The sequence below is a fragment of the Nocardioides sp. YIM 152588 genome, from assembly GCF_040191335.1.
Lineage (GTDB): Bacteria > Actinomycetota > Actinomycetes > Propionibacteriales > Nocardioidaceae > Nocardioides.
In genome coordinates, this window is sequence record NZ_JBEGDJ010000050.1 from 18,874 (window position 1) to 28,556 (window position 9,683).

Below are 9,683 nucleotides of genomic sequence, written 5' to 3' on the forward strand. Positions count from 1 at the left end.
CATTCAAGGAGGCGGGTGGGTCAATTCTGCACGCGCCCGCTAGCCTGGCGCCCGTGCTCGTCGTCAACCGGTTCCGTGCCGCCGGCGCCCCCGCGGGCGAGCGGTTGCGGGAGGACCTGGAGGCGGCGCACGGACTGCTCGCCGCGTGCCGGGGCTACGTCGGCGGCCACGTCGGTCGCAACCTGGACGAGCCCGACCTGTGGGTGCTCAGCACCCTCTGGGAGAGCGTCGGCGCCTACCGACGTGCCCTCTCGTCGTACGACGTCAAGGCCGGTGCCGTGCCGATCCTCAGCCATGCCCTGGACGAGCCCAGCGCCTACGAGCTCGTCGAGCCGGACGCGGTGCTGAACGTCCCGCGCCCGCGCGTAACCTGAACCCCGTCCCCATTTGCGAACGTCCACCCGGCAGCCGGCCGGGAGGTCCCAGAAAGGAACCATCGTGGCCAAGCCGCCGCCGTCCGTCGTCGACCAGGTCGTCTCCCTCGCCAAGCGCCGAGGATTCGTCTACCCCTGCGGCGAGATCTACGGAGGCACCCGCTCCGCGTGGGACTACGGGCCGCTGGGCGTGGAGCTCAAGGACAACATCAAGCGCCAGTGGTGGAACGCGATGGTGCGCGCCCGCGAGGACGTCGTCGGCCTGGACTCGAGCGTCATCCTGCCGCGCCAGACGTGGGAGGCCAGCGGCCACGTCGCGACCTTCACCGACCCGCTGACCGAGTGCCAGTCCTGCCACAAGCGGTTCCGCGCCGACCACCTCCAGGAGGCGTACGCGGAGAAGAAGGGCATCGACGACCCCGACAGCGTCGACATGTCCCTGATCGCCTGCGCCAACTGCGGCACCCGCGGCGCCTGGACCGAGCCGCGCCAGTTCTCCGGCCTGCTCAAGACCTACCTCGGCGTCATCGAGGACGAGTCGGGCCTGCACTACCTGCGCCCGGAGACGGCGCAGGGCATCTTCCTCAACTTCGCCAACGTGGTGACCAGCCAGCGGATGAAGCCCCCGTTCGGCATCGCCCAGATCGGCAAGAGCTTCCGCAACGAGATCACGCCGGGCAACTTCATCTTCCGCACCCGCGAGTTCGAGCAGATGGAGATGGAGTTCTTCGTCAAGCCCGGTGAGGACGAGGAGTGGCACCAGTACTGGATCGACGAGCGCACCCGCTGGTACACGGACCTGGGCATCAACCCGGACAACCTGCGCCACTACGAGCACGCCAAGGAGAAGCTCTCCCACTACTCCAAGCGCACCGTCGACATCGAGTACCGGTTCAACTTCGCCGGCTCGGAGTGGGGCGAGCTCGAGGGCATCGCCAACCGCACCGACTTCGACCTCTCCACGCACGCGGAGGCCTCCGGCGCCGACCTGCGGTACTACGACCAGGCCGCCAACGAGCGCTACACGCCGTACGTCATCGAGCCGGCAGCAGGCCTCTCGCGCTCGCTGATGACCTTCCTGGTGGACGCCTACCACGAGGACGAGGCGCCGAACACCAAGGGCGGAGTGGACAAGCGGACCGTGCTGCGCCTCGACCCGCGCCTGGCGCCGGTCAAGGCCGCGGTGCTGCCGCTCTCGCGCAACGCCGACCTGTCGCCCAAGGCGAAGGACGTCGCCACCGAGCTGCGCCGCAACTGGAACGTCGACTTCGACGACTCCGGCGCGATCGGCCGCCGCTACCGCCGCCAGGACGAGATCGGTACGCCGTTCTGCGTGACCGTCGACTTCGACACGCTCGAGGACCACGCCGTGACGATCCGCGAGCGCGACACGATGTCGCAGGAGCGGGTCTCGCTGGACCGCCTGACCGGCTATTTCGCGGAGCGGCTGGCCGGCTGCTGATCCCGCGCGCACCGGCCTGTAAGAATGGCCCGGTGAGCAAGGCGGCCGCAGTCCGTCCCGGACGTCGTCCGGGTCCGTCCCGGACGATTCGGGGTGCCGCCGCGCTGTTCGTGGCCGGCGCCCTGGCGATCGGCGCGTGCAGCTCCGACGGTGACGACGGGGCCGGCGGGGGAGACGGCGGGTCCTCGGCGTCGTCGTCCGGCGCCTCGGACTCGGCCTCGCCGTCGGAGACCGCGCTGGAGCCCTACGTGACGGTGCCGGCCGGGGTGACCCTGACCGACCCCGGCACCCGCCTCTACCTCGGGCAGCGGGCCACGGTCGCGTGGCAGCCGACCAAGAAGGTCACGGCGGTGCTCGACCTCCGGGTCAGGAGCGTGGAGCGGACGACGTTCGCCAAGTCGTTCGAGGGCTGGAAGATCGACAAGGCCACGTCGCGGCTGAAGCCCTTCTTCGTTCGGGCGAGGGCGGTGAACCCGGTCAAGCGGAACCTCGGTGGGATCGACGTCCTGCTGTGGGCGCGGGACGACGAGGGGACGCTGGTCGACGCGCAGCGGTTCCGGGAGCAGGTGTTCAAGCCGTGTCCCGGCGGCACGCTGCCGAAGACCTTCCGGAAGGGTGCCAGCGCGAACCTCTGCTTCGTCTACCTGCTCTCGCCCGGCCGCCGGTTCGACGCGGTCGTCTTCCCGCCCCCGAACGACCGGGACCCCGTGGTGTGGAAGGGGCAGTCGCCGGCCAAGAAGGCCGAGGCGAACCAGAAGAAGAACCAGAAGAACAAGAACCAGTAGCCGTACCAGTGAGGACCCCGCAACAGTGACGCTGACCCTCGGCCCGCTGCAGGTGCCCACGCCCGTGGTGCTGGCCCCGATGGCCGGCATCACGAACGCCGCCTACCGCCGCCTCTGCGCCGAGTTCGGCGCCGGTCTCTACGTCTGCGAGATGATCACCAGCCGCGGGCTGGTCGAGGGCGACGAGACCACGAAGCGGATGCTCGTCTTCGACGAGGCGGAGGACGTGCGCTCGGTCCAGCTCTACGGCACCGACCCCGCCTACATCGGCAAGGCGGCGGCGATCCTCTGCGAGGAGTACGGCGTCGCCCACATCGACCTCAACTTCGGCTGCCCGGTCCCGAAGGTCACCCGCAAGGGCGGCGGCGGCGCGCTGCCGTGGAAGCGCGGGCTGCTCGCGAGGGTCCTGGAGGCGGCCGTCGGCGCGGCCGAGCCGTACGGCGTGCCGGTCACCATGAAGACCCGCAAGGGGATCGACGAGGATCACCTGACCTACCTCGACGCGGGGAGGATCGCCCAGGAGAGCGGCTGCGCCGCGATCGCGCTGCACGGGCGCACCGTCGCCCAGGCCTACTCGGGGCAGGCCGACTGGGAGGCGATCGGCACGCTGGTGCAGCACGTCGACATCCCGGTGCTCGGCAACGGGGACATCTGGGAGGCCTCCGACGCCCTGCGGATGGTCGAGGAGACCGGTGCCGCCGGCGTCGTGGTCGGGCGAGGTTGTCTAGGCCGGCCGTGGCTCTTCCGCGACCTCGCGGACGCCTTCGCGGGCAGGGAGACCACCGCCCTCCCGACGCTCGGTGAGGTGACCGCGATGATGTATCGCCACGCCGAGCTGCTCAGTGAGCACATGGGGGAGGAGCGGGGCTGCAAGGAGTTCCGCAAGCACGTCACCTGGTACCTCAAGGGGTTCGCCGCAGGCGGCGAGCTGCGGCGCTCGTTGGGGCTGGTCAGCAGCCTGGAGAGCCTCCGCGCGCTGCTCGCCGACCTCGATCCCGACGAGCCGTTCCCGGTCTCCGCGCTGGGTGCCCCGCGGGGGCGTCAGGGCTCGCCGCGGGCCCGGGTCGCGCTGCCGGACGGATGGCTCGACGACGCCGACGGTTCCGACTTCCACCTCACCGAGGACGTCGACGAGACCACCGGCGGGTGAAATTCGTCACACCAAATTCTGCGTCCTGGGATTGGCCGTGCTGCTAGCACCTGTGCTTATGGTGCTGGCTCGGTCATGGGGACGGAACTGTTCTCGCGACCATGTCCTGAACGCGAGAGCAAAGGAATCAGCGCGTGGCCAACAGCCACAAGCGGGAAACCGCGCGACTCAAGAAGAAGCCCCGGGCCGCCTTCATCGCCGGCCCCCTTGCCGCCCTGGCGACCGGTACCGCGGTCACCGTCGGGGTGCTGGGGTCCGGCTCCGGCGGCACCGTGCTGGCCGTCGACCCCAGCAGTGCTGCGGGCGACATCTCCGGTGCCGTGCAGCAGCCGGAGGAAAAGTCCGGCGACGACACCGTCGGCCGTGGCGCGAAGAAGGCGGGCACGAAGGTCAGCGCGACCGCGCTCCGCGAGCAGTCCCTGTCCCGGTCGGCGCTGCGCCCCCTCAGTGAGGTCGAGGCGCTGCTGAGCGCCGACTCGGTCGCCGCCGCCATCGCGGCGGCCGACCGGCAGATGTGGACCACCGAGGACCTCAACCTCTGGACGCGCCCCGACGCGGGGGCGACCCAGAAGGGCGTGCTGGACGCCGGCAAGAAGGTGACGGTCACCGGCCGCGCCTACGGCGAGCGCGAGGAGATCGTCGTCGGCGGCGAGTCCCGCTGGGTCACCGCGGGCTACCTGGCCGACGAGAAGCCGGCCGAGGAGCCTGCCGAGGTCGCCGCCGCGGCCGGGCTCTCGACGGCCCCCTGCCCCGACGGCTCCGTCGAGAGCGGCCTGACCGCCAACGCGGTCGCCGTCTACCGTGCGGTCTGCAACGCGTTCCCCCAGATCACCAGCTACGGCGGCTGGGACAACCACGGCGAGCACACCTCCGGCCGTGCCATCGACGTGATGACCAGCGACGTCGCGCTCGGCACCGCGATCGCGGAGTTCCTGCGCGCCCACGCGTCCGAGCTGCACCTCTACGACATCATCTGGCGCCAGCGGATCTGGACCCAGGAGCGTTCCGGCGAGGGCTGGCGCGCCATGTCCGACCGGGGCTCGGCGACGGCCAACCACTACGACCACGTGCACGTCGCGACGTACTGATCCGCGTGCGGAGGTGCCGGGCGTTCAGCCCGGCACTCGATAGGGTCGCGCCCGTGGACGGGGTCGAGGAGCGCTACGACGCGCACGCGCGCGAACGGCTGGTGGCCGAGCCGCCCAAGCGCGTCGACGCGCCCGAGCGGCTGCCGTTCGAGCGCGACCGCGCGCGGGTGGTGCACGCGGCGTCGTTCCGCCGCCTGGCGGCGAAGACGCAGGTGGTCGGGCCGCAGAGCGACGACTTCGTCCGCAACCGGCTGACCCACAGCCTCGAGGTGGCCCAGATCGCGCGCGACCTCTCCCGCGCGCTGGGCACCCACGCGGACATCACCGAGACCGCTGCGCTCGCCCACGACCTCGGCCATCCGCCGTTCGGGCACAACGGCGAGCGCGCCCTGCACGGGCTCGCCGCCGAGTGCGGTGGCTTCGAGGGCAACGCCCAGACGCTGCGGTTGCTGGTGCGCCTGGAGTCCAAGACGGTCGACGCCGACGGCCGGTCGGTCGGCCTGAACCTGACCCGCGCGACGCTGGACGCGTGCACCAAGTACCCGTGGCCGGCCGCCGAGGCGCCCGCCGCAGGCGGGGTGCACGCCGACGGCGTGCCCGTGGCCGGCTCGAAGTTCGGGGTGTACGCCGACGACGCCCCCGCGTTCGCGTGGCTGCGCACGGGCGCTCCGCGGCACCGGCGCTGCGTCGAGGCGCAGGTGATGGACCTCGCCGACGACGTCGCCTACTCGGTGCACGACGTCGAGGACGGCACCGTCGCCGGGAAGATCGACCTCACCCGGATCGACACGGCCGCGGTGTGGGAGACCGTCCGCGCCTGGTACGCGCCGGACGCGAGCGACGACGCGCTGGACGCGGCACTCGCGCGGCTGCGCGCGGTGGGCAGCTGGCCCACGGCGCCGTACGACGGCGGGCGGGCCGGGCTCGCGGCCCTCAAGAACGTGACCAGCGACCTGATCGGCCGGTTCTGCGGCGCGGCCCAGCAGGCCACGTTCGCGGCCGCCGACGGCCCGTTCGTCCGCTACGCGGCGGACCTGGTGGTCCCCGAGGCGACCCGCGCCGAGATCACCGTGCTCAAGGGTCTCGCGGCCCACTACGTGATGCAGGACGAGCGGCGGGTGGCGATCCAGGAGCGGCAGCGCGAGCTGCTCGCCGAGCTCGTCGGCTTCGTGCACGGGCGTCCGGACGTGCTGGAGGCGTCGTTCGCCGCCGACTGGGCCGAGGCGGCGAACGACGCCGCGCGGCTGCGGGTGGTCATCGACCAGGTCGCCTCGCTGACCGACGCGAGCGCCGAGGCCTGGCACCGCACGTACCTCCGGGGCTGACCCCGCACGAGGCGGGGGCAGCCCCGGAGGGGTGCTGCGGTGCCGGCGTCAGCCGGTGACCGGAACGTTGGTGGTGACCGGGGACGTCGGGGTCGGGGCCGGCGGCACGTCGGTCGGCGGCGTGGTCGGCGGCGGGGTGGGCGCCGGCGGCGTGGTCGGCGGCGTCGTGGGCGGCGGGGTGGGCGCCGGCGGCGTGGACGGCGGCGTGGACGGCGGGGTGCCGCAGGTGGCCGTGGCGACGGTGAGCTCGACCTTGTCGTGGAAGTTCACGTAGAGCCCGTCCACGGTCAGCGAGCCGTCGGCGTTGTGGGTCTGGCGGTTGAGCTGGACGGTCATCAGGCCCGGGATCTCGATCCCGTGGTTGGCCTCGTGGGCCTCCAGCTCGTGGGTCTTGCCGGCCACGGTCAGCCCGATCACGGAGGTGCTGCCGACGCCGTCGATGCAGTCGACGGCCAGCTTGGTGAAGCCGAAGATCGTGGAGTGCCCGCCCTCGACCTCGCACAGCCCCTCGAGGTGGTGGACGGACAGCTTGGAGAGCTTGATCGACTTCACCTTGTGCAGGTGCAGCAGCAGGCCGAAGGTCTTCGCCGAGGTCCGGCCGTGGCCCGAGTAGCCGTGCAGCGAGCTCATCAGCTTGAGCTTCTTGTTGACGACCTTCTCCATGAGGTCCGGGACGATCAGGCCGTGCTTGTCGACGAACTTGTGCTCGATCTCCGTCAGCTCGACCTCCTCGATGGCGCCGCACACGGGGTGCAGCTCGGTGAAGATCTGCGTGAGGTGCTCGATGCCGGCGAACAGGTCGAGCTCGACGCTCAGCTCCGCCAGGTTGGCGCTGGCCGCCCCGGAGCTCGCGCTGACGTTGAGCAGGCTGCCGCTGACGTGGTGGCCCGCCGGGATCGAGACCGCCGAGTCGGTCACGGTCCCGCCGCTCGTCCAGGTCACCGTGGGGCCCTCGTGGAGGACGTGCCCGGCCACCTTCAGGCTGACCCCGGTGGCCGAGGACGACGCGGTGGCCGCGTTGGCGGTGCCGCCCGCGCCGAGCAGGGCGACGGAGACGCCGGAGGCGACGAGCAGCGCGACGCTGCTCGCGACGGCGGCGAGTCGGGTGGTCTTCATGGTGTTCCCCTCTGGTCTTTCTGGTCTCGGGTCTGGTCGAGGTGGCGGCCGGTCAGGCCTCGTCGATGAGGACGGCGGTGCCGAGCGGCACCGATCGCAGCTCCGCGAGCGCCTCGTCGGGCACGCGGATGCATCCGTGGCTGACCGCCTTGCCGAACACGCTGGCGTCGGTCCATCCGTGGATGGCGACCGTGCCGGGCCCGCCCCCGTAGGAGTCGAGGGTCGGGCTGTGCGTGCCCAGGGGCAGGATCAGCGGTGAGAAGGACTGCTGGTCATCGACCATCTGCCCGAGCAGAAAGGTGCGTCCGGTGGGGGTGGGGGTGTCGCCGGCGCCGACGGCGACCGGCCAGCTGCCGATCTCGGCGCCGTTCTCGTAGAGGCCCATGGTCCGGGACCCGAGGTGCACCCGCACCAGGAACCGGCTGTGGGCGCGCTGCAGGCCGGCCGCGCGGAGCCAGCCGGTGGAGCCGTTCGGGCGCGACGGGAGCAGCACCTGCACCCAGCCCCGCTGCCGGTCGACGACCGGCAGCCAGGTGTCGCCGAACTGGTGCGGCCCGACCTTGGCGATCGCCGTGCCGTCGGGCACGTCGAAGACCGGCACCGCGCGCTTCGGGTGCACGACGAGTCCGTCGGGCGCCTGGTCCGGGTTGCCGTCCACCGGCGCGGCCTTGATCCTGGCCTCGGTCGTGGTCGCCGTCAGGCTCGCCAGGTCGATGTCGGCGCCGTCGACGACCTCCGCCGACGACCCGGTGTCGGGCTGCCCCGGCACCCCGTAGGCCCGGACCGCGACGATCAGTGCGACGCAGGCGAGCACGGCGATCAGCAGCGACGCCCCACGGTTTCCCGGTTCGGGCGCGCTCGTAGTGTCCCCCATCTGAACTTCCCCCCAGAAGTATGTGCGGTGGTCTACACCGCTTCCCCCTCGGACCTACCAACGACGAGTCGCCGGGAAGGTCACGGGCGAACTATGCCGAACTGGGGATGACTCGTCAGTAGGATTCGGTATATGGCTGGCCGGATCCGTGACGACGACATCGCAGCGGTCCGGGAGAAGGCCCGGATCGACGAGGTCGTGTCGTCCTACGTCACGCTGCGCAACGCCGGCGGTGGTTCCCAGAAGGGCCTGTGCCCCTTCCACGACGAGAAGTCGCCGTCGTTCCACGTCACGCCGAGCCGGGGCTTCTACCACTGCTTCGGCTGTGGTGAGGGCGGGGACGTGATCTCCTTCCTGATGAAGATCGACGGACTCGGCTTCACCGAGGCCGTCGAGCGGCTCGCGGAGAAGTACGGCGTCCAGCTCCGGCGCGAGGAGGGCGGGCCGGACGACAAGCCGCGCGGCCCTCAGCGGCGACGGCTGGTCGAGGCGCACGCGGTGGCGCAGGAGTTCTACGCCGCGCAGCTGCGCTCCCCGGAGGCGATCGAGGCGCGGCGCTTCCTCGACCAACGCGGGTTCGACCAGGCCGCCGCCACCATGTTCGGCGTCGGCTACGCGCCCCGCGAGGGCGAGGCGCTGTGGCGGCACCTTCGGGACCGGAAGTTCACCTCCGAGGAGGTGATCGCCGCCGGCCTGGTGGCGATGGGCAGGTCCCACTACGACAAGTTCCGCGGCCGGCTGGTGTGGCCGATCCGGGACAGCGCGTCGGACACGATCGGCTTCGGCGCCCGCCGGATCCACGACGACGACAAGATCGAGGCCAAGTACCTCAACACGGCCGAGACCCCGATCTACAAGAAGAGCCAGGTGCTGTACGGCATCGACCTGGCCCGCCGCGAGATCGCGCGCTCCGCGCAGGCGGTCGTGGTCGAGGGCTACACCGACGTGATGGCCTGCCACCTCTCCGGCGTCGGGACGGCCGTGGCCACCTGCGGCACCGCCTTCGGCGACGACCATGCCCGGGTGCTGCGCCGCTTCCTCGACGACCACGAGGGCACCCAGGGCGAGGTGATCTTCACCTTCGACGGTGACTCGGCCGGGCAGAAGGCCGCGCTCAAGGCGTTCCAGGGCGACCAGCGGTTCGTCTCCCAGACCTACATCGCGGTGGCGCCCGAGGGGCAGGACCCCTGCGAGCTGCGGATCAACTCCGGCGACGAGGCGGTGCGCGAGCTGATCGCCGGCCGCCGGCCGCTGTACCGGTTCGCGCTGGAGAGCGTCGTCAAGCGCTTCGACCTGGACCGTGCCGACGGGCGGATCGACGCCCTCCGCGAGGGCGCCCGGCTGGTCGCCAGCGTCCGGGACAAGGCGAAGGTGGACGCGTTCGCCCGCGAGCTGGCCGGCCTGGTGGGCGTCGACCCGGACCAGGCGCGCTCGGAGGTACGGCGCGTCGCCGGCCGCTCCGGCGGCGCTGGCGGACCCGGCGGGCCCGGCGCCTCCGGGCGCCCCGAC

9 protein-coding genes are annotated in these 9,683 nt (G+C 71.8%); 7 read left to right on the plus strand and 2 right to left on the minus strand.

The window, feature by feature from the left end:
* The first annotated feature begins 53 nt into the window (after nucleotides 1-53).
* The 6 genes from ABLM29_RS18175 (at nucleotide 54) to ABLM29_RS18200 (ending at nucleotide 6,184) form a co-directional block, all read left to right on the plus strand.
* A complete protein-coding gene (locus ABLM29_RS18175; protein ID WP_349715884.1) occupies nucleotides 54-374 on the plus strand; it encodes an antibiotic biosynthesis monooxygenase family protein in 321 nt (106 codons plus the stop codon).
* Nucleotides 375-438: 64 nt separating this feature from the next.
* Nucleotides 439-1,836, plus strand: coding sequence for a glycine--tRNA ligase (locus ABLM29_RS18180; RefSeq protein WP_349715885.1), 1,398 nt, complete (start codon nucleotides 439-441; stop codon nucleotides 1,834-1,836).
* Nucleotides 1,837-1,868: 32 nt separating this feature from the next.
* On the plus strand, nucleotides 1,869-2,621 hold the full coding sequence (locus ABLM29_RS18185; RefSeq protein ID WP_349715888.1) for a hypothetical protein: 753 nt from the start codon (nucleotides 1,869-1,871) through the stop codon (nucleotides 2,619-2,621).
* A gap of 25 nt (nucleotides 2,622-2,646) precedes the next feature.
* Nucleotides 2,647-3,771, plus strand: a complete 1,125-nt coding sequence (gene dusB, locus ABLM29_RS18190; RefSeq protein ID WP_349715889.1) for a tRNA dihydrouridine synthase DusB — start codon at nucleotides 2,647-2,649, stop codon at nucleotides 3,769-3,771.
* A gap of 134 nt (nucleotides 3,772-3,905) precedes the next feature.
* On the plus strand, nucleotides 3,906-4,859 hold the full coding sequence (locus ABLM29_RS18195; protein ID WP_349715891.1) for a VldE C-terminal domain-containing protein: 954 nt from the start codon (nucleotides 3,906-3,908) through the stop codon (nucleotides 4,857-4,859).
* Between the two features lie 53 nt (nucleotides 4,860-4,912).
* Nucleotides 4,913-6,184 (plus strand): deoxyguanosinetriphosphate triphosphohydrolase, encoded by a 1,272-nt coding sequence (locus ABLM29_RS18200; RefSeq protein ID WP_349715892.1) that lies wholly within the window; start codon nucleotides 4,913-4,915, stop codon nucleotides 6,182-6,184.
* Nucleotides 6,185-6,232: 48 nt separating this feature from the next.
* On the opposite strand, the gene ABLM29_RS18205 is transcribed toward ABLM29_RS18200, so the two are convergent.
* On the minus strand, nucleotides 6,233-7,300 hold the full coding sequence (locus tag ABLM29_RS18205; protein ID WP_349715894.1) for a choice-of-anchor P family protein: 1,068 nt from the start codon (nucleotides 7,298-7,300) through the stop codon (nucleotides 6,233-6,235).
* Between the two features lie 52 nt (nucleotides 7,301-7,352).
* A complete protein-coding gene (locus ABLM29_RS18210; RefSeq protein ID WP_349715895.1) occupies nucleotides 7,353-8,174 on the minus strand; it encodes a L,D-transpeptidase in 822 nt (273 codons plus the stop codon).
* A 132-nt stretch (nucleotides 8,175-8,306) separates the two neighbouring features.
* On the opposite strand from ABLM29_RS18210, the gene dnaG reads away from it, so the two are divergent.
* A partial coding sequence (gene dnaG, locus ABLM29_RS18215; RefSeq protein ID WP_349715896.1) for a DNA primase occupies nucleotides 8,307-9,683 on the plus strand: 1,377 nt, incomplete at its 3' end.